This window comes from Prochlorococcus marinus subsp. marinus str. CCMP1375 (assembly GCF_000007925.1).
GTDB lineage: Bacteria > Cyanobacteriota > Cyanobacteriia > PCC-6307 > Cyanobiaceae > Prochlorococcus_E > Prochlorococcus_E marinus.
Window position 1 is genome coordinate 1,703,840 of sequence record NC_005042.1, and the last position, 25,861, is coordinate 1,729,700.

A 25,861-nucleotide genomic window follows, 5' to 3' on the forward strand; every position below is an offset into this window, starting at 1 on the left:
CAAAGAAGAATTCAAATCTTATAAGAAAACACTAATGAAGTTAAATGTTTTTGTAAAAATCAACAGCCACTTTCTGAAGAATTCCACGGAATAGCAATTAATTGATCATGTTCCTCCCATTGACTGCTATCTGTAATAACTCGTGCAGTTAATCCCACAATATTCAAAGCTTCCTTACAGCGATCATATGTTAATGAAATCTCACTGGCTACTGGCATAACAAATACCTTGGCTTCAGATGGATCTGCTATTAAATATAATGACAAATCTTCTAAAGTTCTTTCAAAAAATATCTTCCTCATTCTTATGGTTAAAGTCGATCCCAAAGCATCAGCAAAACTTTGAAGACTCTCTTTTTCTCCAGATAAGCCACAATTTAAAGATAACCAAATTAAAAGTTTTACCCAACTATCTACAGTCCAAATTGGTTCAAAACTATTTCGTTGATTTCTTACCAATTCAAATACAGCAAAATTGAACATTTTTGCCTGAATGCTTGATTGATTTGTTTTTTTCATAACAACAGTTTCTTTTTCTAATAAAATTAGATTTGACTGCCTTTAAACAGCATTAATACTAATCATGGATCTAAATGACCCCGAACTAGAGTTTTCCGACTTAATTTACGCCTATCAAAGTTGGGTGATGGCCGTAATTAATGATGAAAAGTTAGATAACGGTGAAAAACTCCTTACAGAAGAGATAGCAGATGATGCTATCAATGCAATGAGATTTCTATCTGGTGACGTTACCAATGCTATAGAAACAAGCTTAGCTAGGGTCTACGATGTTGATTCTGAAGAATTAGCTTCCTTACTATTCCCTGAAGAGTAAGAAATAAGAATAGTTAATCTATTAACTAGCTAAAAATTTGTATAGCTACTTAATTAAAATTAAGTTTAAATTCTGCAAGACATCAAAAGCGTTCTCACCTTCTTGCATAAGGATAAGAACCACTGCCTTATGATCTCTGTACAATTTCAAAACCTTTAAAGATAATCTAAGATTCTCAATGGGCGATCCAGGGTTCGAACCAGGGACATCCTGCTTGTAAGGCAGGCGCTCTACCGCTGAGCTAATCGCCCGTTAGTTAATTCTGCCTCATCAAGGCAACCCCAGTAGAAAATTAATGGAAAAAGAGAACACATCTATAAAATAAAATTTTTAAATTCCCATCTTCCAAGCGATGCTGGAAATGAGTTAAACAAGGAAATGAGACTTGCATCATCTTTGAAAATTAAAAAAACTAGTTTTTGGGCCTTCTAAGAAAGAGTTCAAAACTCAACTTTTTAATGACATTAAACAAGAATATTTGTTGATCTAAGACAAGTTCAGGCTAAAAAGAAGAAATAATTCCCCTAAGGAATTTGAAAGCCATAACAGAAAGTGTCTTCAGCAATCAAATCAATGTTAAACCTCCGCAAGTCCAATCCAAAAAGTGCCATAGAAGAGCTTATAAGAGTTGTCTCTAAACTACGCAACCCTATTAATGGATGTCCCTGGGATCTCAAACAAAACCACACATCATTAATTCCTTACGCTATTGAAGAAGCTTACGAAGTTTGCGATGCAATTCGTTATGGAAATGATTCAGATTTAATTGAAGAACTAGGTGACTTATTACTTCAAGTTGTTCTTCATGCACAGATTGCTAATGAAGAAAAAAGATTTTGCTTTGATGATATAGCTCAAACAGCTGCTGAAAAAATGATTAGGCGACATCCTCACGTTTTTCATAAGAAAAGAGAAATGAAGGAAGAAGAAATTCAACACACATGGGAAGAAATAAAGCAATTAGAAAAACCGATGCCAGATACAAATATTCCATTTAGTCAAGGCTTAATAAGAAAAGTACGGTCACAATCTGCTCTTACGAGTGCAATCTATATATCAAAAAAAACATCTGAGAAAGGACTTGAAAGGCATTCATTGGAAGAAGCCTGGAAATCAGTTGAAGAAGATATAAAATCATGTAAAAATGACTTGTCAGGAATAAATAATAGTGAAGGTAATATAGGTAGATTACTTCTAAATATAATCAATATTGGCATAATTAAAAAATTAAATCCAGAAGAAGGTTTATTAAAAGCAAATAAGGAATTTCTTTGTAATCTTAGCTATATAGAAGCTAAACTTAATAATACAGTAGCTAGCAAATTACAAATAAAAAATTTGTGGAAAGAAGCTAAGATGAATAATATGAAAGATACAGCATCAGTTAACTATTTACAAACTTAATCACAAAGTAAATTTAAATAATAAAAACATGTTTGAAAATGAAAATCCGAATGGTTCTTGGCTTGATGAATATCAAAATGATGTGCGCTATGGCCTCAAAGGTAAAAAGATAATTGAAGAGATAAGTAATTTCCAAAAGATAACAATATTTGAAAGCAATCGTTATGGGAAAGCTCTTCTACTTGATAATTGTTGGATGACTGCAGAGTATCAAGAAAAACAATATCATGAATGTATTGTTCATCCTGCTTTATGTGGTTCAAAAGAAATAAATAAAGTCTTAATTATAGGAGGAGGTGATGGAGGCTCTGCAAGAGAATGTCTTAAGTATCAAGAATTAAAAAACCTAGATCTAATTGAAATTGATAAACGAGTGGTTGAGTTGAGTCAACAATACTTATCAGTTATTGGAGGTAATTGTTGGAAAGACCAACGACTTAATCTAAAATTAACAAATGGTATTAACTGGGTAAAAGATGCAAAAGATAACTCATACGATGTCATTATTATAGATGGATCTGATCCCAAAGGTCCTGCAAAAGGGTTGTTCAATAAAGACTTTTTTAAGGATTGTCATCGCATACTTAAACCAGATGGCGTATTAGGAGCACAAACAGAATCTCCAGAATCCTTTGAAGATATTCATATCAATACTGTAAAGATGATAAAAGAAGTTTTTAAATATGCAGACCCATTATATGGTTATGTTCCAATATATCCAAGTGGTATATGGAGTTGGACATTTGCTTCAATTAAAAAGCCGCGCCATCTCTACCCTATTATTTCTAGAGCCAATACAATATCTAAAACATGTCAAGTATGGAGTCCAAGATGGCAACGAGGGGGCTTTGATGCTATACCAGCAAACATTGAAAGAAAGTTGCAACAATGAATAAAAGTAACCAAAACAAAGATCCAATCTTTAATTGTGATGATGCTATTTATATGTGTGCAAAGCGAGAAGTAGATAATTGCAACCTAGGCATCTATGGTGTTAATTATGATGGAACGACGTCTTTTAGGCCAGGAGCTAGATTTGGCCCTTCTTCAATTAGACAGGTTAGTAATGGAATAGAATCTTTTTGTCCACAATTAAACCTTGATCTTGAAGATATTAATTTTACAGATTTTGGTAACTTAGAAATAAATTTTGGAGCTCCAGAACCAGTTATTAAGAAAGTAAAAACTGCTTCGAATTTCATTTATTCTTTAGGAATGAAACCATTGCTCATTGGTGGTGAGCATTCAATTACCATTGGATCAATTCAATCAACTATAGAATATTTCCCGAACTTAATACTTATACAATTAGATGCACATGCAGATCTCAGAGAAGAATGGCTAGGATCCAAATTTAACCATGCATGTGTTATGCGAAGATGTCTTGAAATGATAAGTAGTGAAAGAGTCTTTCAAGTTGGAATAAGAAGCGGTACAAAAAAAGAAATGCATGAGTTAAGAAAGACAAAAAGATTGGTAAATTTCATTTCAGGACAACCTGCAAAAGAACTATATAACGCATTAAATCCACATAAAGGTAAACCTATTTACTTAACTGTTGATGTAGATTGGTTTGATCCTAGTGTTATATCAGGGACAGGAACTCCTGAACCAGGAGGTTTCACTTGGCAAGACTTTTCTGCAATAATTAATGTTCTTCAAAACCATAAAATAATTGGTGCAGATATTGTGGAATTAGCGCCACAGTTAGATCCATCTGGAGTAAGTAGTATAGTAGGTGCAAAAATAACTAGAAGTTTAATAATGTTGCTCAGCATTTCTCAATCAACAATTAGATAATGTGACTGCAATGATCGGCAGCAAGCTTTGAAAAGTTAGATTTCACTAATTGCCAATTCTCGTCCGAAATCTAATTGTTTTTCTACCATTTCGATATTTTCAAGTACTGGTAAAGATGCTTCTTCTTGACTCCAATGATGGCAATAAGCATATGAAGCAATATCAGAATGGATTTTTATCTTTCGAAGCAAACACCAACCATTTGCAGATGACTGAAAAGCCTTACTGTATTTACAAGTTTTGCAACATTCTTTAAATGACATCAAACATCAAATATGTTCCAAGACTTATACATTAGTGAAAGTTTTCAAATCAGGCCACAAACTTCTAAATATGAATTGTGCAAGATTGTATTGGGAATTGGCTCGAATGATGCGACCACTAAGAACCTTTTATAGAGAAGTCAAATGAAATCAAAAAACACTCCTCTTTATGAAACTTGCCTAAATGAGGGCGCTCGAATGGTGGAGTTCGCTGGCTGGAACATGCCAATACAATTCTCAGGACTAATTAATGAACACAATGCAGTAAGAAAAAATTCCGGAATATTTGATATTTCTCATATGGGAGTTTTTTCTATTCAAGGAAAAAACCCTAAAGATGCTTTGCAAACATTAGTTCCTTCCGATCTACACCGAATTGGACCAGGAGAAGCATGCTATACAGTCTTGCTTAATAATGATGGCGGAATTATTGATGACCTAATCGTTTATGACCTAGGCACTAATGATCCAAATAATGAAGAATGCATTTTAATAGTTATAAATGCAGGTTGTACGCAAGCTGATATTGATTGGATCAAGGAACATCTTTCGGATAAGAATCTTAAGGTTTGCAATGCAAAGGGTGATGGAGTACTGCTTGCATTACAAGGACCTGACTCCACAAATCAACTACGTAATGTCTTAGGTGAATCTTTAACGAATATTCCCAAATTTGGGCATCGAGAAATACAAGTACAACTAAAAACTCATCCAGTAAGTTTCTCAATATTTATCGCACGAACAGGTTATACAGGTGAAGACGGTTATGAAATCCTTCTCAACACAAATGCAGGAAAATCACTCTGGCGCGAATTAATAGAAAACGGAGTCACCCCTTGTGGTCTTGGTGCTAGAGACACATTAAGACTTGAAGCAGGAATGCCTCTTTATGGCAATGATATAAACAATACAACCACTCCTTTTGAAGCAGGTTTAGGATGGTTAGTTCACTTAGAAACCCCAGACGAATTTATTGGAAAAGCTGCACTTGTAAAACAAACTAACGAAGGTATAAACAAGAAATTAGTCGCTCTAAAGATTGAAGGGAGAGCAATAGCTCGAAAAGGTTATCAAATAATGTTTAAGAATAAATTTGTTGGAGAAATTACCAGTGGAAGCTGGTCCCCGACTTTGAATGAAGGGATTGCACTCGCATATTTACCAATCGATTTAACAAAAATAGGAACAGCAGTAAGTGTACAAATACGCGATAAGCTACATACAGCGATCGTGGCCAAAAAGCCCTTTTATCGCAGAGTTTCCTGACATAAATGTGCTTTTCTCAAGCCTACATACATTCGTTATGGGAAACTCATTCTCTCTATCTAGATTTTTCTCATGCGCAGTAACTACTGTGGAGAACTGCGCAAAAAGCACATTAACTCCAATGTCCAATTATGTGGCTGGGTAGATCGACGAAGAGATCACGGTGGTGTGATTTTTATCGATCTAAGAGACCGCACTGGAACAATTCAAATCACAATTGACCCTGATCAAGGATCAGAACTATTTACTGTTGCAGAAAATCTTAGAAATGAGACTGTTGTGCAAATTTCAGGAACAATTAGGGCTAGGCCTTCAGAATCATGTAATCAAAAATTAAAAACTGGCGAAATAGAAGTATTAGCAAACCATCTAGAAGTCTTAAATCAAATACAAGGGAACTTACCCTTTTCTATTTCTGTTCACGATGATGAACCAATCAAAGAAGAATTAAGACTTCGTCATCGTTATTTAGATCTAAGAAAAGATCGCATGACAAAAAACCTTCGATTGCGTCATGAAGTTTTGAAAACAGCCAGAAATTTTCTTGAGCAAGAAAATTTTCTGGAAGTAGAGACTCCAATCCTAACTAGATCTACCCCTGAAGGAGCGAGAGATTATTTAGTCCCTTCAAGAGTATGTGAAGGGGACTGGTTCGCTTTGCCTCAATCCCCACAACTCTTCAAGCAATTATTAATGGTCGGAGGAATAGAGCGCTATTACCAAATAGCTAGATGTTTTCGTGATGAAGACCTGCGTTCAGATAGACAACCGGAGTTCACTCAACTGGATATCGAAATGAGTTTTATGAGCCAAGAAGAAATTTTAGGATTAACCGAAAAATTAATCTCATCAATATGGAAATCCGTCAAAGGCGTAGACCTTGTCCACCCTTTTCCTCGATTAACTTGGCAAGAATCAATGGATCGATTTGGCACTGATAGGCCAGATACCCGTTATGGGATGGAACTCAAAAATGTCAGTCAAATTCTTAAAGGAATAGGTTTTAAAGTTTTTTCAGGTGCTATTGATGCAGGTGGTTCGGTCAAATGCATTACTATCACAGGAGGTAACCAGCTAATAAGCAATGTAAGAATTAAGCCAGGAGGAGATATTTTTAGCGAAGCGGAAAAAGCAGGTGCCAAAGGACTCGCCTTTATAAGAGTTCGTGGCAATGGTGAGATAGATACTATAGGCGCAATAAAAGACAATTTAAATATCGCGCAAAAAGAAGAACTCCTCAAACAAACCAATGCAAATGAAGGAGATCTAATTCTTTTTGCAGCTGGCGATACAACAACGGTTAATAAAACCCTCGCTCGCTTAAGACAATTTCTTGCCAAAGATTTAGACCTGATTCCATTCAAACTGAACAATGAACAATGGAATTTTCTTTGGGTAGTTGATTTCCCTATGTTTGAATTTAACTCAGATGAAAACCGCCTGGAAGCTCTTCACCATCCGTTCTGTGCTCCCAATCAAAGCGACCTAGGTCAAAGACGATTATGGGAAACAAATCTTCCTACAGCCCGTGCCCAGGCTTACGACTTAGTATTAAATGGTCTAGAGCTTGGCGGAGGATCTTTACGCATTCATAATCCTGATCTTCAGCTGACAGTTCTAAAAACTATCGGGCTTCCTTTACAAGAAGCAAAAAAAGAATTTGGCTTTCTGCTCGAAGCTCTAGAAATGGGAGCACCTCCACATGGAGGCCTGGCATTTGGGTTAGACAGAATAGTCATGCTATTAGCTGGCGAAGAATCCATCAGAGACACAATTGCTTTTCCTAAAACCCAACAAGCTAAATGCTTATTAACAGAAGCACCTGCAGAAGTATCAAAGAAACAATTAAAAGAGCTTCATATAACAAGCACCTTCATAAAAAATGAATAGATTCATATTGGTTTATAAGTTCTCCACCCATCTTTCCAATATATCCAAAAAATATTGAATTTTCTTGGCCTTGCTAAAGATCGAGTTAACTTAAAGTAGACAAACAAACTCAATGGCAAAATTTGTCTTCGTTACTGGAGGAGTTGTTTCAAGCATCGGTAAAGGAATTGTTGCTGCCAGTCTTGGACGACTCCTCAAATCAAGAGGATATAGCGTATCCATTTTGAAATTAGATCCATACTTAAATGTGGATCCTGGAACCATGAGTCCTTTTCAACATGGAGAAGTTTTTGTTACCGAAGATGGTGCAGAAACAGATTTAGATCTAGGGCATTACGAGCGTTTTACTGATACTGCAATGTCACGATTAAATAGTGTGACGACAGGCTCTATCTATCAATCTGTAATCAATAAAGAAAGACGCGGTGACTATAACGGTGGAACAGTACAGGTTATCCCTCATATCACAAAAGAAATCCGCGAGCGGATTCATCGCGTATCTGCAAATAGTAATGCTGATATTATTATTACTGAAATTGGTGGAACTGTAGGAGATATTGAATCTCTTCCTTTTCTAGAAGCAATTCGTGAATTCAAAGGTGATGTTGGGAGAAATGATATTGCTTATATACATGTCACTCTTTTACCTTTCATCAACACGTCAGGGGAAATCAAAACTAAACCAACTCAACATTCAGTAAAAGAATTACGTTCTATAGGAATTCAACCAGATGTCTTGGTCTGCAGAAGTGATAGAAACATTAATAAAGAATTAAAAACTAAAATTAGTGGATTTTGTGGAGTACATGCTGAGGCTGTAATTCCAGCATTAGACGCTGACAGTATTTATTCAGTTCCTCTTTCTTTAAAAAAAGAAGGCCTTTGTAGAGAAATACTTAAAATTTTAGAATTAGAGGATCATCAATGTGACTTGGAAGAATGGGAAGCCTTGATCCATCAATTACGAAATCCTGGACCATCAGTCACAGTTGCTGTTGTTGGAAAATATGTCCGACTAAATGATGCCTACCTTTCTGTAGTAGAAGCATTACGTCACGCCTGCATAGCTCAGAATGCCTCTTTAAATATAACCTGGGTATCTGCTGAAAAAATAGAAACTGAAGGTCCCGAAAATCTTCTAGAAGGAATTGATGCAATTGTAGTTCCAGGAGGTTTCGGGAATAGAGGTGTCAATGGAAAAATTACAGCTATACAATGGGCAAGAGAGAAAAGGATTCCATTCCTTGGGCTTTGCTTAGGAATGCAATGTGCTGTCATTGAATGGGCAAGAAATATAGCAGGGTTAAAAGAAGCTACAAGTTCTGAACTCGATCCAAACGCAAGTCATCCAGTCATTCATTTACTTCCTGAACAACAAGATGTAATAGATTTAGGTGGAACAATGCGACTAGGTGTGTATCCATGCAGGTTAACCCCAGAGACAATGGGGCACAAGCTCTATGGAGAAGAAGTAGTGTATGAACGGCATAGACATCGCTATGAATTCAACAATTCTTATAGGAATCTCTTCGTTGAATCTGGATATAGCATTAGCGGAACATCACCAGATGGTCGATTAGTGGAACTGATTGAATTGAAAAGTCATCCTTTCTTTACAGCCTGCCAATATCACCCTGAATTCTTATCCAGACCAGGAAAACCACATCCACTATTTCAAGGGCTAATAGAAGCCGCCCAACTCCGTTTACCTGCAACACCTCAAGAAGTATTCAAAAATACTCTGCCCAATTTTCAAAAGAATAAATGAGTACTTGCCTACCAATTGTAGAGAGATTTCATTCTCTTCAAGGAGAAGGTCTGCATTTTGGCAAAAGCGCATTTTTTATTCGACTTGGTGGTTGCAAAGTAGGTTGTCCTTGGTGTGATACCAAAGAGTCATGGTCAATAGCTACCCATCAAGAAGCAACTGTTGAAGAACTTTCAAAAGAAGCTGCAATTGCTCAATCACAAGGAGCAGCAATTTTAGTTATCACTGGAGGTGAACCTCTGCATCACAACTTGAATGCATTATGTAAAACCATACAAGATTTCACTTCCCATAACTCCAGAGAAACAATGCCTATTCATCTTGAGACTTCTGGAGTTGATGAAATAACTGGATTAATAAATTGGATCACACTTTCCCCAAAGCGACATGCCCTTCCCAAGAAATCTCTTCTCAGAGCATGTGATGAAATAAAAGTAGTTATTCATCAAAAAGAAGACTTGCTCTTTGCAGAAGAAATGGCTAATCAATCAATTAAAGAAAGACAAATTTCTAAGAAAACTTCAGATGAAAACCATAAAATTTCGCAACCTCATCTTTTTCTACAACCTGGCTGGAACAGTAAAGAAGGTACACAACTTACAATTGAATATATCAAAAGCCATCCACAATGGAGATTGAGCCTACAAACCCACAAATGGTTAGGAGTATTGTAAAAATTCAACAATTTTTACTATAGTTGCTTGTTATTAAAAATTAAATAACAAGAAAGTCCAAAAGTAATGTCTCTAGAAGAAAGGCCAAAAACTATTGCCCTTCTATCAGGAGGTTTAGATTCAGCCACTGCAACAGCAATTGCAATAGAGCAAGGGCACAATGTAATAGGACTATCTTTTGATTATGGGCAACGGCATAAACGTGAATTAGAAGCAGCCAAACTATTAGCAAATCACTTAAAGCTAATAGAACATCACATAATCGATATCAACCTATCCACTTGGGGCGGATCATCTTTAACTGATCTCAATGAATCAATTCCAAAAACCGGCGTTTTACCAGGAGTCATACCAAACACTTATGTGCCGGGAAGAAATACAGTCTTTATTGCTATTGGACTGAGTCTTGCAGAAGCAAGAAATGCAAAACAACTAGTTTTAGGGATAAACGCAATGGATTATTCAGGTTATCCAGATTGCAGACCTGATTACTTAGATGAATTCCAAAAACTTGCGAATTTAGCTAGTAAGGCTGGTAGAGAAGGTAATGGTATTAAATTATTGGCACCACTAATTCATTGGAATAAAATTCAAATAGTTCAAGAAGCTCTAAGATTAGATATTCCAATTGATCTCACATGGAGTTGCTATAACGGAGACACAGAAGAATGTGGTTTATGTGATAGCTGTCGTATACGCAATGAAGCATTACAAAGCGTAAGGTCCTTAAATAATTCTAAGACTCACTGAAGATGAATAATTTGTGTAGAGAGCTATTGGATTGGGTTGATCCTCAAATTGTTGCTCAAAAACTAATTCAAATTTATGGAGAACCAGGACTAGTGTGGCTTGATAGTGATGGAAGCAAAAATGGGCGATGGATAATTTTAGGAGCAGATCCAATTGAACACATTTGTTCTCATGGTTTACCAAATGACCCATCAGCTACCAACCCTTTTGAATTACTACGGACTATCCACTCAGGACATTGGAGTGGTTGGCTTAGCTATGAAGCTGGAGCATGGATTGAACCTAATAATCCATGGAAACAAGATTCAATGGCTACACTATGGTGTGCTAGACATGATCCTATTCTGAAATTTGATTTATATAATCAGCAACTCTGGCTTGAAGGAATCGATCGTAAAAGATTAGTAGAAATCAGAGAATTACTCAAAGAATTAAAAGCAAGTAATTTACAAAAGAATCAATCTCTAAAAAGAACTAAAGAGTTTCAAGGTATTGCCAAAGAAAAGTGGAAATGGCTAAATAATAAAGAGGAATACGCTAAAAAAGTAGCAACTATAAAACAATATATTGAAGAGGGAGATATTTTTCAAGCAAACCTTTCTACATGTTGTCAAACAAAAAATACTGCAAATCTTTTATCTATTGACCTTTTTAAGAGGCTGAGACAATACTGTCCTTCACCATTTTCAGGAATAGTCGTAGCAACAGGAGAAGCTCTAGGTGAAGCTGTTATATCTACCTCACCTGAACGTTTTCTAAAAGTTTTGCCAAATCAAAAAGTAGAAACAAGACCCATAAAAGGAACTAGACCTCGTCATGCTAACCCTAAAAAAGATTCTGAATTTGCGGCTGATCTAGTAAGCAGTTTAAAAGACCGAGCTGAAAATATTATGATTGTTGATTTACTAAGAAATGATTTAGGAAAAGTCTGCATACCTGGGACAATAGACATTACACAATTGGTAGGTTTAGAAAGTTTTTCCAAGGTCCATCACTTAACATCAGTTATTAAAGGGAAGCTAAAAACAAATAAAACATGGGTTGATCTTCTTGAAGCCTGTTGGCCGGGTGGATCAATTACCGGTGCCCCTAAAATAAGGGCATGCAAACGTTTATATGAACAAGAGTCAATTGCAAGAGGACCATATTGTGGGTCCTTCATACATTTAGATTGGAATGGTCAATTTGATAGCAATATTCTGATCCGATCTTTAATGGTTCAGAAATCTAGTTTACGTATATATGCAGGTTGTGGCATTGTTGCTGATTCGGATCCTTATAGTGAATCAGAAGAGTTAACTTGGAAGATAATGCCTATACTGGAGGCATTGCAATGAACAATATTTTAGATAATCAAATCAGTTGGATTAATGGTCATTGGATTAAACATAATGAGCCACAGTTGCCAATAAATGATCGTGGTCTAACTCTTAGCGATGGAATATTTGAAACTATTCTAATTATGAATAATCAACCGATATTATTAAATGCCCACCTCGATAGATGGAACGAGAGTGCCATCCTTTTAGGAATGGCAAAACCACCAACCAAAGACCATATACTGTCATTAATTAAAGAAGCTATTAATAAGAACCCTTTAGCCCAAGGCAGTGCTGTCCTTAGACTTAATTGGAGTAGAGGCGACAACAATGGACGTGGTATTAAGCTTTCATCTGCTAATGCTAAATCATCCTCTCACAGATTTTGGTTGACACTTCGTGCGTACAAGCCTTCTTTTAAACCTATTACAACAATGATAAGTAAACTTGAACAACGCAATGCGAATAGCAAAATCAATCAATGCAAAACATTTGCCTATACCCAATCAATCCAAGCTCGTCGTGAAGCAAATATTGCTGGCTTTGATGATGCTTTATTGTTAAGTACTAATGGTGAGATAGCTTGTGGAACAACATCTAATTTAATTGTCAAAAGGAGAGATAAATGGTTAACTCCTCATATAAGTAGTGGTTGCCTTCCCGGTATAATGAGGCAACAAGGACTAAATTCTGGGATTTTAAAAGAAGCTAAGATTTCTCCTGAACCTGAACCTAAGGATCAATGGCTATTGATTAATAGTCTTAGTTGTCATTCTATTATCAAGGTCAACACAAAATCATTTGAAGAGTATGAGGCAAGTAAAATACTTTGGACATCATTAACAAAGAGTTAAAAAGAAATTGGCATGGTGACTTTTGCTGGGGATGGTGCACAAGCTTCAATCTGAAAATTTATGGTTTCTCCGATGATGATTATGGAAGGAGAAATAAATTCTTGCTCTTTTACTTCTTTCACAAGGCTATCTAATGAGGTTCTCAAGCAACGTTGTCCATTAACAGTTGCCTGCTGAATAACCGCTGATGGAATCTTTGGGGACAGGCCTGCAGCTAATAATTCCTTAACAATATAACTGAGATTATGTACACCCATATAAATAACTAAAGTATTGCTTGCTTTTGCAAGAGCTTTCCAATTCACAGAAGGTCGGCGTTTATCAATGCCTTCATGTCCTGTCACAAAGGTCACTGAACTACTTGCAATACGATGGGTCAAAGGAATACCAAAATATGCTGAAGCAGCTATACCAGATGTAATGGCAGGAACAACTTCAACACCAATACCATTCTTATGTAAATAAGCTGCCTCTTCACCACCACGTCCAAAAACAAAAGGGTCTCCCCCTTTCAAACGCACTACACATTTGTTCTTTTTTACTAATTCCAAAAGAAGTGCATTAGTTTTCAATTGTGAAGTTGAATGATGACCTCTTAATTTCCCCACAAAAATAGATTTACAGTCTTTTTTAACTAATTTAAGAATTTCATCCGGCACTAAAGCGTCATATACCAAGACATCACATTGACTCAGGAGCCTATGTGCCCTAACAGTTAATAAGTCAGGATCTCCAGGGCCAGCACCAACTAAATAGACAGTCCCTAGCTGCTTGTCTTTCATGAAGGAAACATCTTTTAATCAAGAGCGTTTTAAGCGCTACCTACGCAAGATAGGTAGCGGAGAGCAAACTAGCCGTGGAATGACACGAGAAGAATCAGCCGATGCTTTAGAACTAATCCTCAACGGAGATCCTAGTCCTGCCCAAATAGGCGCTTTCATGATTGCTCATCGTATTCGGCGCCCAGAGCCACAAGAACTTGCTGGGATGGTAGATACTTACTTAAAGCTAGGTCCAAAACTATATTCCGAAAATAATTTACACCCACCTATTTGTTTTGGAATGCCCTTCGATGGAAGAAAAAAAACCTCACCTATTTATCCTCTCACTACTCTTTTACTTTTAGATGCATCTCAACCAGTAATTCTTCAAGGTGCAGGACGATTGCCAGTTAAATATGGTGTAACAACAGAAGAATTATTTAAAGGACTAGGGCTATGCCTAGGAGGAATGGATATACAAAAAGTACAAGACGGTTTTTCAGAACATGGACTAGCGCTTATTTATCAGCCAGATCATTTTCCTTTAGCAGATAGTTTAATCAACTATCGAGAAGAAATTGGGAAAAGGCCTCCAATCGCAAGTATGGAATTAATTTGGTCAGCCCATCAAGGAGAACATATTCTAATTTCTGGTTTTGTTCATACACCAACAGAAGATAGACATATCAAAACACTGAGATTATTAGATGAACAAAATTTCATAATGGTCAATGGTCTTGAAGGAGGGATCGACATACCAACCAGTCGAATATCAAACTTAAAATTTATGAAAAATCAAATATTAAACGACGTGAAAATTAATCCTCGAGAATATTCAATGAATTGCAAAGACTTAGAATTTGATGATATCGCTACATGGAGAACTAACAGTTTTAAAGCCCTTCAGGGTGAAGGCCCGTTATACAAAGCTCTTGTTTGGAATGCAGGAATTTACCTGTGGTTTGCAGGAGCAGTACAAAATATTTCTATTGGTATGAAGAAAGCTGAGAAAGCAATTCAATCTGGTTCAGCAAAAAAGAAGCTTAATCAATTAATTGCATGGAGAAACAAATAAACCATTTGTTAGTAAATTATTATTGAATGCGTTTCTAAAGTTTTTTCAACATTCGAAAACGATCAAAAGGGATACTCGCTATTTCGATTTTTTCTATAGATATCTCAACCCAACCAGATCTCAACAACAAAGGATGGCTAAATAAACTTGCTTCAGTAAATAATGTTGTGATTCCTTCTTGAAAAGCATCTAATTCAATTTTCTGAAGAAGCTTAGTAGCATAGCCTTTTCGCATGGAACGACCTCGACAATAAAGGAGAGCTAAGCGATCAGATGGATAGCGAAGTCCAAATGCTTCAACTTGATTTTGTTTCACTGCTAACCACCCTTTTCCATCTTCTATTGGTTTATCAAGAACTCCTGGCAAAAACGCTAATCCTCTCCAAGCTTCGATTTGATCATTACTATAAAAGACTGATCCTTGTGAAACAATTGCATCTGTATATACCTCTCTAAGTACAAGGTGATCCAAATTTTTAATTGGTCTTAAATGAACATCGAAATTATTCTGTTCAGCCTTAGTCAAAAACCACCCTCTATGAGATCTTTAAACTATTATGCATAGTTTCTCTTTGAAAAAGCCAAAAGTACCGACTCTGCTATGTGCCTTCATTACTTTATTAAATGACCGATTAGGTGAGACTATCGTTTTTCCTTTATTGCCTTTTCTTTTAGAACGCTTTACAAGTAGTGGAAGTACTATTGGCCTACTTGCAGGAACCTATGCCATATCACAATTTACTGTTGCCCCATTAATAGGAGCACTCAGTGACCGTTTTGGTAGAAAACCAATAATCATAATCTGTGTATTTGGTTCAGTTATAGGTCTTAGTCTCTTTGCAATAACAGTAAGTCTAAACTGGGAAAATATCCTCCCTGTATCAGCTGCAAGTCTTCCTTTAATCTTTTTATTTATAGCTAGAATTATCGATGGGATTAGTGGTGGAACAGCGACAACAGCAACGGCAATACTTGCAGATATATCTACACCAGAAAATCGTGCAAAAACTTTTGGTCTAATAGGTGTTGCTTTTGGACTAGGTTTTCTATTGGGTCCCGGGCTAGGGACAACACTCGCAAAATATAGCGTTACCTTGCCAGTCTGGGCAGCGACAGCTTTTGCAATGTTAAATCTAACCTTGGTAACTTGGCTATTACCAGAGACTCATCCTGTTAATGCACGCAATCAATTACCTAGAAAAAGAGAACTTAACCCAATCACACAATTAAGTCTGATTTTTACAAATCCATCATTACGCAGACTTTGTCTAGGGTTTTTCCTATTCTTTATGGCTTTCAACGGGTTTACTGCTATCTTAGTTCTCTATTTGAAACAGGCTTTTAACTGGAGTCCAGAATTAGCCAGTCTTACATTTGTAGTTGTAGGACTAGTTGCCATGGTTGTCCAAGGTGGCTTGATTGGTCCTCTAGTGAATCGTTTTGGAGAATGGAGATTAACAATGATAGGAATTGGCTTTGTAATTATTGGATGTTTACTTTTACCAATTGCTAATCAAGGAAATGCGATACCAATAGTATTCACAGCTGTTGCGATTTTAGCCTTAGGAACTGGCTTAGTAACACCTTGTCTACGTGCTCTAGTCTCAAAAAGATTAAATGCCACTAATCAAGGAGCTATTCTTGGGAGTCTTCAAGGGTTGCAAAGTTTAGGTACTTTTATAGGAGCAGCAATCGCTGGTATTTCCTATGATTTTTTAGGCGTAAAGAGTCCATTTTTGGGAACCAGCATTGTATTAATTATCGTTATAATATTAATTTCCAACAAAAGACACATTAAGTCTCAAAGATCAATCTAGAAAAGAATATAAAAGAGAATGCAGAATCTATAATGTTATAATGATTAGCAATCTAATAACGAATTACAAAGAACATTAATATTACACAATGGCTAAAAAATTTCGACTTGCAGAGAATTATATTAATAGAGAGTTAAGCTGGATTAATTTCAATGAAAGAGTTCTTGAGAAAGCCATTGATAAAAAGACCCCTCTTCTAGATCAAGCTAAATTTAGTGCGATTTTTAGTAATAATTTAGATGAATTTTTTATGGTTAGAGTTGCTTCATTAAAATCACAAGTAGAAGCAGGAGTAACAAAAAAAAGTGAGGATAATAAAACACCCACTGAACAATTAATTCAAATTCGTGAGAAGCTTTTGCCTTCTCTTCAAAAACAGCAAACACACTATTTATCTAATTTAAAAGATGCTTTTAGGAAAGAGAATATTTTCTTGCTTGATTATATAGAGCTAACATCTCGTGAAAAAAATTGGGTTGATAATTACTTTAAAACAGCCATTTTCCCAATACTTACACCACTAGCTGTTGATCCAGCTCATCCTTTTCCATTTGTTAGCAATCTTAGTCTCAATATTGCAGCATTAATTCGTGATCCTGATTCCGGTCAGCAACAATTTTCAAGAGTCAAAGTCCCACAAAAAACAATCGCTAGATTTATAACTATTCCAAGTGATTTAAGTGATAAAAATCCAAAGCCAATCTATAGCGCCATTCCTGTTGAACAAGTAGTGGCATTTAACTTAAATTTGCTCTTCCCAGGAATGGAAATCGAAGAACACTCCTTTTTTCGAGTCACTAGAGATGCAGACCTAGAGTTGAGAGATCTTGAAGCCGATGACCTAATGATTGCCCTAGAGCAAGGTCTTCGCAAACGTCGCATGGGTGGAGAAATAGTAAGACTTGAAGTATTAAAAACAATGCCAAAGAAAATTCTTGACTTACTAATGGAAAGCATGGATGTAGAAGAAGCAGACCTTTATTGCGTTGATGGATTATTAGGCCTAGATGAACTATTTGAGCTAATCACTATCGACACTCAGCATTTATCTTCTACATCAAAGTATGGCAAAATTCATAACTCTCTAAAAAATAGTCAATATGGGTTACTGGAAGATGGTTCAATCAAGCAAGAAGAATTTAGAAGCATATTTTCGATAATTAGAGCTAAAGATTTGCTCCTTCACCATCCATATGATCTTTTTACAAGTTCAGTAGAAGAATTTATCAATCAATCTGCTGATGATCCTTTAGTAATGGGAATCAAAATGACTCTTTATAGGGTTTCAAAAGACTCTCCAATTATTGAGGCATTAATTAGAGCCGCAGAAAATGGAAAACAAGTAATGGCACTTGTTGAATTAAAAGCTCGTTTTGATGAAGACAACAATATTCAATGGGCAAAACAATTAGAAAAATCTGGAGTGCATGTTGTCTATGGCGTTGTAGGACTTAAAACACATACAAAAATTGCATTAGTCATCCGTAAAGAAAAAGAGCGATTACGCAGTTATTTTCATATTGGAACAGGTAACTATAATTCAAAAACATCCAATCAATATACAGACTTGGGGTTACTATCGGTTCAACCGGAATTGGGACAAGATTTAGTAGAGCTATTTAATTATCTAACCGGGTTTTCAAAGCAACCAAGCTTTAGGAAATTATTAGTTGCTCCAGTAAGCCTAAGACGTGGAATAGAAACACTAATACAGCGAGAAATTGAAAACGCAAAAAATGGCAAGCAGGCAAAAATTAAAGCCAAAATGAATGCACTTGTTGATCCAAGTATTATTAATTTACTTTATGAAGCATCACAAGCAGGAGTAAAAATAGAGCTAATTGTACGAGGAATGTGCTGCTTATACCCTAAAAAAGAAGGCCTTAGTGAAAAAATTAGAGTGGTGAGCATAATAGGAAAATATCTAGAGCATTCAAGGATTTTCTGGTTTTATAATAATAATCAGCCAGAAGTTTTTATAGGAAGTGCAGATTGGATGCGAAGAAATTTAGATCGAAGAGTTGAAGCTGTTACGCCTATTGAAGATCCCACTTTAAAAAAACAACTAAATTCTATTTTAGAAATTTATTTAAATGACAATGTAGATGCATGGGAAATGCAAAGCAATGGCAAATTTCTTAGAAAATCAGCAATAAAAAGCGAAGAAATTTCTGCTCAAAACAAACTAATGGATTTTTAATATTAGTCAAATCATAGAATTAGAGAATCAAAATAATTGCAATACAGCTCTAAAAACGGAGCGAAGGATCATGAACATGCTCTAAGTCTTAATACCTAATCAAGTAACTTATTGAACAATGAAGATTGCTTCAATCAAAAAGTTTTATTTAATTCACTGTTATTTTCTATAACAGTGCTAAGTTCTTTCTAAACATAATTATAGGAGGCCAGGGTGATGGGGATCCCTCTGGAATCTGTTAAAGGTGATTCTTCATCACCATCAGAAAAAATTTCATTGCCAAAGACCTCGAAAGAGGAAAGGCAAAACAAAATAACTACCTCGTCAGCAGGTCGTGGTCGTCCTGCTGGTCGAGTTGGAACTGATTCAATTGGTTTTTATTTAAGTAGCATTGGACGGGTACCTTTGCTAACTCCAGCAGAAGAGATAGAACTTGCTCATCATGTCCAAAAAATGAAAGGGCTGTTAGATATTCCTAAGGAGAATATCAACACTCGCCAAAGACATCAAATTCGCATGGGAAAGCGAGCGAGAGATCGCATGATGGCTGCAAATCTTAGACTTGTTGTAAGTGTTGCAAAAAAATATCAAAATCAAGGATTAGAGCTACTTGATCTAGTACAAGAAGGAGCAATTGGTCTAGAGCGAGCAGTTGATAAATTTGATCCTGCTATGGGATACAAGTTTTCAACATATGCATATTGGTGGATACGTCAAGGAATGACAAGAGCAATTGACAACAGTGCTCGTACTATTCGATTACCAATCCATATCAGTGAAAAGCTATCTAAAATGAGACGCATTTCACGTGAACTGTCCCACAATTTAGGACGACAGCCAAATCGCGTTGAACTAGCAAATGAATTGGGTATGGAGCCAAAAGATCTAGAAGATCTAATGGCACAAAGTGCTCCATGTGCGTCATTAGACTCCCATGCGCGTGGTGAAGAAGACAGAAGTACATTAGGGGAACTCATACCTGATCCAAATTATGATGAACCTATGGAATGTATGGATCGCAATATGCAAAAAGAACATCTCAGTGGATGGCTATCTCAACTTAATGAGAGAGAGCAAAAAATAATGCGATTACGATTTGGTCTTGATGGAGAAGAGCCTCTAACACTCGCTGAGATTGGAAGACAAATCAATGTATCTAGAGAACGTGTTCGGCAACTTGAGGCCAAGGCTATTTTAAAACTCAGAGGAATGACTACTCATCAACAAGCTGCATAAAATTCAAATTGATTAACGCCTACTCTTTTATACTTATTAGTGGTTGGTTGATTATTGTTCTATCCACTAGTTATTTTTGCAATAAATTATTTCCTGAAGAAAAAGAATTAAGTCGTAAAATTGTTCATATGGGAAGTGGTCCTATCATCCCATTAGCTTACTGGCTAAATATATCTGCCCAAATTGCAATCCCTATTGCAAGTGTAATTACACTTGCACTATTGATCAATTATCGTTTTAAGTTACTAACCTCAATAGAAAATATAGAGCGAAAAAGTTTTGGGACAATTGCATATGGAATAAGTATCACATTATTACTTATTTTATTTTGGACTGACAACCCTTCCGCAGTCATATCAGGTGTCCTTGTAATGGCATTTGGAGATGGCTTGGCAGGCTTCATAGGTCGAAAAGTCAAATCGCCTCAATGGATTCTATTTGGTCAACGAAAATCACTAATAGGAACATTAACTATGGGTTTCGTTTCCGCACTAATTTTAACAATAGTCAATCAATCAACAGCTATGCAGTTGGGTCCTATAGCTATACTTTCGATTACATCTATTGCTGTTGCATTAGAACAAGTGAGTACTTTAGGAATAGATAATATTACGGTTCCAATTGGCGTAGCCTTAAGTTGGCAAATAATGTCATTTAGATAAATTGCTTAAAAAGTAACAGCATCAGCAAGTTGCTCAAACAAAGTTTCTGTCGTCTTCAAATCTATACAGGCATCTGTAATACTTTTTCCATAAATCAATGTTGATAAGTCCTTAGTTAATTTTTGATTACCTTCAACCAAATGGCTCTCAAGCATCACTCCCATGACATTAGACGAACCTTCTTTAACCTGCTTAGCAACCTCTTTCAAGACAATACCTTGTTTTCGAAAATCCTTATCTGAGTTACCGTGACTACAGTCAACCATCACTTTACTTTTTGAGCCTGATTGTAGAAGTTCTTGAGCAACTTTTTGCACTGATTCCAGATGATAATTAGTACCACTACTTCCCCCTCTCAAAACAAGATGACCATCAGGGTTGCCTGTCGTACTAATAATAGATGCATGGCCTTCATGATTAATACCTAGAAAATGATGAGGCTTTGAAGCTGCTTTCATAGCATTAATAGCAATAGCAATAGTCCCATCTGTTCCATTCTTATATCCTATTGGCATAGATAATCCGGAAGCCATTTCTCTATGAGTTTGACTCTCAGTCGTTCTTGCCCCAATTGCAGTCCAACTAATTAAATCAGCTATATATTGAGGAACAACAGGATCTAAAAGCTCAGTTGCTGTTGGAATACCTAAATTTGCTAAATCTAGAAGCAAAGATCTCGCTCTTCTTAAACCAGTATTAATGTCATAAGACCCATCAAGATGAGGATCATTAATGAGACCCTTCCAACCAGTAGTTGTCCTAGGTTTTTCAAAATAAACTCTCATTACAATTTCGAGTTGCTTAGAAAATTTTTCTCTTAGCGGAAGCAGCTGATTTGCATAATCTTTGGCAGCAGCAATATCATGAATTGAACAAGGGCCAACAATTACCAATAATCGTGAATCTGATCCTGCCAGAATTGCTTGTATTGTTTTTCTTGTCTTAGAAACAATGGTTGAAGAGTGATGATCTAATGGCAAATCCTTGTGAAGGGAAGCTGGAGGGACTAATGGCCTAGTCTCAACAACGTGTAGATCGGAAGTTTTATCAGATATCTGAAAATTCGTTGAAAAGGTCATTATCCCTTCCTCATTAGTACAGATTTCAAGAAACTAAAAATTAAATACATTACGAACTTGCAGTTCTGCATCTATCTAGAATCAAAGTTAGATTATATAAAAACACAATAAGTTAAAAATCTAGGCTTTGAAAGAAACTGGAATGAACAAAATGCTGAAAAATTATCATGAAGAAGCTTTAAAAAGGCAGCACAAATGTATTCCTCCTCTCCCTTTAGATCATGAACAAACTCATGAACTCACGAAATTACTTGAAAAACCACCATCAGAGACAGATGCAGAATTTTTATTAGACCTTCTCGAAAATCGTATTCCACCTGGTGTTGACAAAGCATCCTATATAAAAGCCTCTTGGCTTAGCTCAGTAGCTCAAAAAGCAATTATCAGCCCACTTGTAAGTCCTGCTAAGGCAACTCAGCTTTTAGGAACAATGATGGGTGGCTATAACGTTTCGGCGCTTCTAGAAATCTTGAAGAATAAAGATCAAGAACTAGCAAATATTGCTGCTGAGAGTTTAAGTAACACACTTTTAATTTATGACGCTTTAAATGACGTAATGGAGTTAGCAAAAAGCAATGCTTTTGCTAAAAAAATTATAGACAGTTGGGCAAATGCAGAATGGTTTACTCGAAGGGCAAAATTGCAAAGCAAAATCATTGTCACTGTGTTTAAAGTCTCAGGGGAAACAAATACAGACGATCTATCTCCTGCTACTCATGCAACAACACGACCTGACATTCCGCTTCATGCACTAGCAATGCTTGAAACAAGAGATCCTGAAGGTCTTAAAACAATTACTTCTCTTAAAAAGAAAGGACACTCTATTGCTTATGTAGGAGATGTTGTAGGAACAGGTAGCTCTCGAAAATCAGCCATTAACTCTGTTCTATGGCATATAGGTGAAGATATTCCTTATGTTCCCAATAAACGCTCAGGTGGAATAATTCTTGGAGGCAAAATCGCACCTATTTTTTTCAATACTGCTGAAGATTCAGGTGCTTTACCTATTGAGTGTGACGTCAGCAAATTAAGAACTGGTGATGTAATTACAATCCATCCTTATGAAGGTAAAATTGAAAGGTATGAAAATGGAGAAAATATTGCATCATTCGAATTAAAACCATCAACAATTTTAGATGAAATTCAAGCAGGAGGGCGTATCCCACTACTCATAGGTAGAGCTTTAACTGACAAAGTGAGAGAAAAACTCGGCTTAGAGCCAATAGATATCTTTATTCGTCCTGGAAAACAGACAGATAACTGCCATGGATTTACACAAGCTCAGAAAATTGTTGGCAAAGCTTGTGGCCTAAAGGGAATTGAGCCAGGTACAAGTTGTACTCCTGTAATTACAACAGTAGGAAGTCAAGATACAACAGGGCCAATGACAAGAGATGAGATGAAAGAGCTCGCATGTCTTGGTTTTTCAGCTGATCTAGTTATGCAGAGCTTTTGTCATACCGCAGCATATCCAAAACCAGTAGACATTCAAACCCACAAAGAATTACCTGATTTCTTTGCAGAAAGAGGAGGAGTAGCACTCAAACCTGGAGATGGAATTATTCATAGCTGGCTTAATAGAATGCTATTACCAGATACAGTAGGTACAGGAGGTGATAGTCATACTCGTTTCCCTCTAGGCATTTCTTTCCCTGGAGGATCTGGTGTAGTTGCCTTTGCCGCTGCAATTGGTGCAATGCCATTGGATATGCCGGAATCAGTCTTAGTGAAATTTAAAGGCTCTTTACAACCAGGCATTACATTACGAGATGTCGTTAATGCAATTCCTCTCATAGCAATTCAAAAAGGATTACTAACAGTCTCGAAAGAAAACAAAATTAATATTTTCAACGGCAAAATTATGGAAATAGAAGGGTTACCGAATCTCAAACTAGAACAAGCATTCGAACTTACAGATGCAAGTGCAGAAAGGTCATGCGCTGGATGCACTATTCAACTATCAAAAGAGACAATATCAGAATATCTGCGTAGCAATATTTCGCTATTAAAAAACATGATGGCTCGAGGTTACAAAGATGCTCGAACACTTAATAGACGTATTAATGAGATGGAGAAATGGTTAAAAAAACCAAAATTATTAAAAGCGGATCTCAATGCAATTTATTCTGATCAAATCGAGATCAATCTTGATGAACTATATGAACCAGTTTTAGCATGTCCAAATGATCCTGATAATGTAAAACTCCTTAGTAAAGAGGCAGGTCAAGCAATCCAAGAAGTATTTATTGGCTCATGTATGACTAATATTGGACATTATCGAGCTGCAGCAAAGATTCTAGAAAATGCAGGAGTCATTAAAGCAAGATTATGGATTTGTCCACCTACACGTATGGACGAAGAAATACTAAAAGAAGAAGGTTATTACAAAATATTTGAAAAAGCTGGTAGTCGAATGGAACTACCAGGTTGTTCTCTTTGCATGGGTAATCAAGCAAGGGTGGAAGATAACACAACAGTATTCTCAACGAGCACAAGAAATTTCAACAATAGACTAGGTAAAGGTGCACAAGTTTATTTAGGTAGTGCAGAATTAGCGGCAGTTTGCGCCTTACTAGGTCGTATACCAACATTGAATGAATATAAAACTATAGCGGCAGAGAAAATAAATCCACTCTCTGATGAACTATATCGTTATCTAAATTTCAATGAGATTGATAACTTTGAAGAAAAAGGAAAAATTATTAGCGAAGATGCGCTCGAAAAACTTATAAAGGCTACATAAATGAAGAAAGTTAATGAAATAAGTATACGACTTAAACAAAGTTACTCCAGTCATAGTATTCGTAATTTATTACGTCAGCGATGGTTTGTAGTCGTCTTGGCATTAGGTTTAACAGGCCTAGGTGCAGCATTAACCGGTGTCCTCTTTAAAGAAGGTATTTATCTTTTAGATAATTGGCGACTAAACCTTCTTAAAATGCAGCCAGCATGGCTGATCTTGCCTGCTTTAGGAGGAATAGGCGGGCTATTATCTGGAACACTAATCTCCAAATTATCTCCTGCAGCAGGAGGTTCAGGTGTAACTCATATCATGGCTTTTTTACGTCATAGAAAAGTGCCCATGGGGTTAAGAGTTGGAATAATCAAATTAATGGCAGGAATAATATCTATAGGAAGTGGTTTTCCACTTGGCCCTGAAGGCCCCGCAGTACAGATGGGAGGTTCTGTTGCATGGAAAATGGCGCAATGGTTAAACGCTCCTATAGCCTTTAGACGTGTAATCGTTGCTGCAGGAGGGGGTGCAGGTATCGCAGCAATATTTAGTGCACCAATAGGCGGCTTCATTTATACAATGGAGGAATTACTACACTCAGCACGACCTGTAATTCTTCTACTCGTTGTTATCACAACCTTTTGGGCTGATACATGGGCTGATGTCTTACAAGCAATTGGATTAAATGGCCATACTGGTGGATTTGATCAAACTCTTGGTTTTCAAATTGAACGTGAATATACCCCTTTAATACATTTTCTCCCAATAGACCTTGGATATTTAATAGCTCTAGGAATAATAGTAGGTGTTTTAGCAGAACTCTATTGTAAATATGTCCTAATAATGCAACGTAAAGGAAATCAATGGTTTAAAAATAAACTTATTCTAAGAATGTCAATTAGTGGGGTAATACTAGGAATTGTTTATTCCTTTTTACCAGAAGAATTTCACCATGTAGGAGAACTACAAAATTTAATTGCTATTGGCAATGCAAATATTTATTTATCTTTAGGTACATTTGTCGTTTTATTCTTTACCACAGGACTCGCTGCTGCTTCAAAAGCACCTGGAGGGCTATTTTTCCCAATGCTCACACTTGGAGGGTGTATTGGATCAGCATGTGGAACGTGGGTCGCAACCTTAACTGGACATGTGCCAAGCACATACATCTTTGCAGGGATGGGAGCATTTGTTGCTAGTTGCTCAAGAACACCAATTACAGCAATGTTTTTAGCATTTGCGCTGACAAAAGATCTTTTAATGCTAAAACCAGTCTTAGTGGCTTGTATTACCAGCTTTTTAGTCGCTCAACTCATTAATGAAAAATCAATCTATGAAAGACAAATCGAAATGGAGTTAAATGAACCAACAGAAGTAGAAAATTCTGAATTATCTCTTCCTCCCCCTAACTAACACTGAACAAAGAAACCCTTCTTTTTAAACCAAATGTTCCTAAGCATGATGCACTTAGGACA

23 protein-coding genes and 1 tRNA gene are annotated in these 25,861 nt (G+C 36.4%); 18 read left to right on the forward strand and 6 right to left on the reverse strand.

Annotation, left to right across the window (positions count from 1 at the left end; all coding sequences use genetic code 11):
- Positions 1–59: 59 nt before the first annotated feature.
- Positions 60–518: a hypothetical protein gene (locus PRO_RS09085; RefSeq protein WP_011125994.1), complete on the reverse strand. Its 459-nt coding sequence runs from the start codon at positions 516–518 to the stop codon at positions 60–62.
- Positions 519–582: 64 nt separating this feature from the next.
- Here PRO_RS09085 and PRO_RS09090 point away from each other — a divergent pair, with 64 nt between their 5' ends.
- The gene (locus PRO_RS09090; protein ID WP_011125995.1) at positions 583–834 is read left to right on the forward strand and encodes a hypothetical protein; all 252 of its coding nucleotides are present in this window, start codon (positions 583–585) and stop codon (positions 832–834) included.
- A 179-nt stretch (positions 835–1,013) separates the two neighbouring features.
- Here PRO_RS09090 and PRO_RS09095 read toward each other — a convergent pair.
- Positions 1,014–1,085, reverse strand: a tRNA-Val gene (locus PRO_RS09095).
- 322 nt (positions 1,086–1,407) lie between these two features.
- On the opposite strand from PRO_RS09095, the gene mazG reads away from it, so the two are divergent.
- The 3 genes from mazG to speB are packed head-to-tail and all read left to right on the forward strand — an operon-like array spanning position 1,408 to position 4,038.
- Positions 1,408–2,238, forward strand: a complete 831-nt coding sequence (mazG, locus tag PRO_RS09100) for a nucleoside triphosphate pyrophosphohydrolase (RefSeq protein ID WP_011125996.1) — start codon at positions 1,408–1,410, stop codon at positions 2,236–2,238.
- A gap of 28 nt (positions 2,239–2,266) precedes the next feature.
- Positions 2,267–3,130, forward strand: a complete 864-nt coding sequence (speE, locus tag PRO_RS09105; protein WP_011125997.1) for a polyamine aminopropyltransferase — start codon at positions 2,267–2,269, stop codon at positions 3,128–3,130.
- Complete coding sequence (gene speB / locus PRO_RS09110) at positions 3,127–4,038, forward strand: agmatinase (protein WP_011125998.1); 912 nt, start codon at positions 3,127–3,129, stop codon at positions 4,036–4,038. Before speE ends, speB begins: the two co-directional genes overlap by 4 nt.
- A 35-nt stretch (positions 4,039–4,073) precedes the next feature.
- On the opposite strand, the gene PRO_RS09115 is transcribed toward speB, so the two are convergent.
- Positions 4,074–4,301, reverse strand: a complete 228-nt coding sequence (locus PRO_RS09115; protein ID WP_036892581.1) for a hypothetical protein — start codon at positions 4,299–4,301, stop codon at positions 4,074–4,076.
- Between the two features lie 144 nt (positions 4,302–4,445).
- On the opposite strand from PRO_RS09115, the gene gcvT reads away from it, so the two are divergent.
- The 7 genes from gcvT (at position 4,446) to PRO_RS09150 (ending at position 12,822) form a co-directional block, all read left to right on the forward strand.
- Positions 4,446–5,567 carry a glycine cleavage system aminomethyltransferase GcvT gene (gcvT, locus tag PRO_RS09120; RefSeq protein ID WP_011126000.1) on the forward strand — a complete coding sequence of 374 codons (1,122 nt, stop codon included), beginning with the start codon at positions 4,446–4,448 and terminating at the stop codon, positions 5,565–5,567.
- Between the two features lie 72 nt (positions 5,568–5,639).
- Positions 5,640–7,457: an aspartate--tRNA ligase gene (aspS, locus tag PRO_RS09125; protein ID WP_011126001.1), complete on the forward strand. Its 1,818-nt coding sequence runs from the start codon at positions 5,640–5,642 to the stop codon at positions 7,455–7,457.
- Positions 7,458–7,569: 112 nt separating this feature from the next.
- Positions 7,570–9,225, forward strand: coding sequence for a CTP synthase (locus tag PRO_RS09130; protein WP_011126002.1), 1,656 nt, complete (start codon positions 7,570–7,572; stop codon positions 9,223–9,225).
- On the forward strand, positions 9,222–9,899 hold the full coding sequence (locus PRO_RS09135) for a 7-carboxy-7-deazaguanine synthase QueE (RefSeq protein ID WP_011126003.1): 678 nt from the start codon (positions 9,222–9,224) through the stop codon (positions 9,897–9,899). Before PRO_RS09130 ends, PRO_RS09135 begins: the two co-directional genes overlap by 4 nt.
- Positions 9,900–9,965: 66 nt before the next feature.
- Positions 9,966–10,649 carry a 7-cyano-7-deazaguanine synthase QueC gene (queC, locus tag PRO_RS09140; protein ID WP_011126004.1) on the forward strand — a complete coding sequence of 228 codons (684 nt, stop codon included), beginning with the start codon at positions 9,966–9,968 and terminating at the stop codon, positions 10,647–10,649.
- Positions 10,650–10,651: 2 nt separating this feature from the next.
- Entirely contained in the window at positions 10,652–11,986 is a 1,335-nt protein-coding gene (locus PRO_RS09145) for an anthranilate synthase component I family protein (protein WP_011126005.1), read from the forward strand.
- A complete protein-coding gene (locus PRO_RS09150) occupies positions 11,983–12,822 on the forward strand; it encodes an aminotransferase class IV (protein WP_011126006.1) in 840 nt (279 codons plus the stop codon). The genes PRO_RS09145 and PRO_RS09150 overlap by 4 nt, the downstream gene beginning before the upstream one ends.
- On the opposite strand, the gene cobA is transcribed toward PRO_RS09150, so the two are convergent.
- A complete protein-coding gene (gene cobA, locus PRO_RS09155) occupies positions 12,819–13,604 on the reverse strand; it encodes a uroporphyrinogen-III C-methyltransferase (protein WP_011126007.1) in 786 nt (261 codons plus the stop codon). The genes PRO_RS09150 and cobA overlap by 4 nt on opposite strands.
- On the opposite strand from cobA, the gene PRO_RS09160 reads away from it, so the two are divergent.
- The gene (locus PRO_RS09160; RefSeq protein WP_011126008.1) at positions 13,603–14,658 is read left to right on the forward strand and encodes an anthranilate phosphoribosyltransferase family protein; all 1,056 of its coding nucleotides are present in this window, start codon (positions 13,603–13,605) and stop codon (positions 14,656–14,658) included. The genes cobA and PRO_RS09160 overlap by 2 nt on opposite strands.
- A 34-nt stretch (positions 14,659–14,692) precedes the next feature.
- Here PRO_RS09160 and PRO_RS09165 read toward each other — a convergent pair whose 3' ends face one another.
- Complete coding sequence (locus PRO_RS09165) at positions 14,693–15,184, reverse strand: acetyltransferase (protein ID WP_011126009.1); 492 nt, start codon at positions 15,182–15,184, stop codon at positions 14,693–14,695.
- A gap of 31 nt (positions 15,185–15,215) precedes the next feature.
- Between PRO_RS09165 and PRO_RS09170 the strand changes: the two genes are divergently transcribed.
- From PRO_RS09170 to PRO_RS09185, 4 genes are all read left to right on the forward strand, one after another.
- Positions 15,216–16,475 carry an MFS transporter gene (locus PRO_RS09170; protein ID WP_011126010.1) on the forward strand — a complete coding sequence of 420 codons (1,260 nt, stop codon included), beginning with the start codon at positions 15,216–15,218 and terminating at the stop codon, positions 16,473–16,475.
- A gap of 88 nt (positions 16,476–16,563) precedes the next feature.
- Complete coding sequence (gene ppk1, locus PRO_RS09175; protein WP_011126011.1) at positions 16,564–18,675, forward strand: polyphosphate kinase 1; 2,112 nt, start codon at positions 16,564–16,566, stop codon at positions 18,673–18,675.
- 216 nt (positions 18,676–18,891) lie between these two features.
- Positions 18,892–19,911 carry an RpoD/SigA family RNA polymerase sigma factor gene (locus PRO_RS09180; RefSeq protein WP_011126012.1) on the forward strand — a complete coding sequence of 340 codons (1,020 nt, stop codon included), beginning with the start codon at positions 18,892–18,894 and terminating at the stop codon, positions 19,909–19,911.
- A gap of 8 nt (positions 19,912–19,919) precedes the next feature.
- Entirely contained in the window at positions 19,920–20,573 is a 654-nt protein-coding gene (locus PRO_RS09185) for a diacylglycerol/polyprenol kinase family protein (RefSeq protein WP_011126013.1), read from the forward strand.
- Positions 20,574–20,578: 5 nt separating this feature from the next.
- Here the strand turns inward: PRO_RS09185 and PRO_RS09190 are convergent, their stop codons facing one another.
- Positions 20,579–21,652 (reverse strand): 3-deoxy-7-phosphoheptulonate synthase, encoded by a 1,074-nt coding sequence (locus PRO_RS09190; protein WP_011126014.1) that lies wholly within the window; start codon positions 21,650–21,652, stop codon positions 20,579–20,581.
- 151 nt (positions 21,653–21,803) lie between these two features.
- On the opposite strand from PRO_RS09190, the gene acnB reads away from it, so the two are divergent.
- Positions 21,804–24,395, forward strand: a complete 2,592-nt coding sequence (acnB, locus tag PRO_RS09195; protein ID WP_011126015.1) for a bifunctional aconitate hydratase 2/2-methylisocitrate dehydratase — start codon at positions 21,804–21,806, stop codon at positions 24,393–24,395.
- A complete protein-coding gene (locus PRO_RS09200) occupies positions 24,396–25,799 on the forward strand; it encodes a ClC family H(+)/Cl(-) exchange transporter (RefSeq protein WP_011126016.1) in 1,404 nt (467 codons plus the stop codon). It begins immediately after the preceding gene.
- The last annotated feature ends 62 nt before the right edge of the window (positions 25,800–25,861 follow it).

Bases quoted from the DNA above. Each gene is read 5' to 3' on its own strand.
- PRO_RS09085 (WP_011125994.1), bottom strand. From the start codon at position 518: ATGAAAAAAACAAATCAATCAAGCATTCAGGCAAAAATGTTCAATTTT.
- PRO_RS09090 (WP_011125995.1), top strand. From the start codon at position 583: ATGGATCTAAATGACCCCGAACTAGAGTTTTCCGACTTAATTTACGCC.
- mazG (WP_011125996.1), top strand. From the start codon at position 1,408: ATGTTAAACCTCCGCAAGTCCAATCCAAAAAGTGCCATAGAAGAGCTT.
- speE (WP_011125997.1), top strand. From the start codon at position 2,267: ATGTTTGAAAATGAAAATCCGAATGGTTCTTGGCTTGATGAATATCAA.
- speB (WP_011125998.1), top strand. From the start codon at position 3,127: ATGAATAAAAGTAACCAAAACAAAGATCCAATCTTTAATTGTGATGAT.
- PRO_RS09115 (WP_036892581.1), bottom strand. From the start codon at position 4,301: ATGTCATTTAAAGAATGTTGCAAAACTTGTAAATACAGTAAGGCTTTT.
- gcvT (WP_011126000.1), top strand. From the start codon at position 4,446: ATGAAATCAAAAAACACTCCTCTTTATGAAACTTGCCTAAATGAGGGC.
- aspS (WP_011126001.1), top strand. From the start codon at position 5,640: ATGCGCAGTAACTACTGTGGAGAACTGCGCAAAAAGCACATTAACTCC.
- PRO_RS09130 (WP_011126002.1), top strand. From the start codon at position 7,570: ATGGCAAAATTTGTCTTCGTTACTGGAGGAGTTGTTTCAAGCATCGGT.
- PRO_RS09135 (WP_011126003.1), top strand. From the start codon at position 9,222: ATGAGTACTTGCCTACCAATTGTAGAGAGATTTCATTCTCTTCAAGGA.
- queC (WP_011126004.1), top strand. From the start codon at position 9,966: ATGTCTCTAGAAGAAAGGCCAAAAACTATTGCCCTTCTATCAGGAGGT.
- PRO_RS09145 (WP_011126005.1), top strand. From the start codon at position 10,652: ATGAATAATTTGTGTAGAGAGCTATTGGATTGGGTTGATCCTCAAATT.
- PRO_RS09150 (WP_011126006.1), top strand. From the start codon at position 11,983: ATGAACAATATTTTAGATAATCAAATCAGTTGGATTAATGGTCATTGG.
- PRO_RS09160 (WP_011126008.1), top strand. From the start codon at position 13,603: ATGAAGGAAACATCTTTTAATCAAGAGCGTTTTAAGCGCTACCTACGC.
- cobA (WP_011126007.1), bottom strand. From the start codon at position 13,604: ATGAAAGACAAGCAGCTAGGGACTGTCTATTTAGTTGGTGCTGGCCCT.
- PRO_RS09170 (WP_011126010.1), top strand. From the start codon at position 15,216: ATGCATAGTTTCTCTTTGAAAAAGCCAAAAGTACCGACTCTGCTATGT.
- ppk1 (WP_011126011.1), top strand. From the start codon at position 16,564: ATGGCTAAAAAATTTCGACTTGCAGAGAATTATATTAATAGAGAGTTA.
- PRO_RS09180 (WP_011126012.1), top strand. From the start codon at position 18,892: ATGGGGATCCCTCTGGAATCTGTTAAAGGTGATTCTTCATCACCATCA.
- PRO_RS09190 (WP_011126014.1), bottom strand. From the start codon at position 21,652: ATGACCTTTTCAACGAATTTTCAGATATCTGATAAAACTTCCGATCTA.
- acnB (WP_011126015.1), top strand. From the start codon at position 21,804: ATGCTGAAAAATTATCATGAAGAAGCTTTAAAAAGGCAGCACAAATGT.
- PRO_RS09200 (WP_011126016.1), top strand. From the start codon at position 24,396: ATGAAGAAAGTTAATGAAATAAGTATACGACTTAAACAAAGTTACTCC.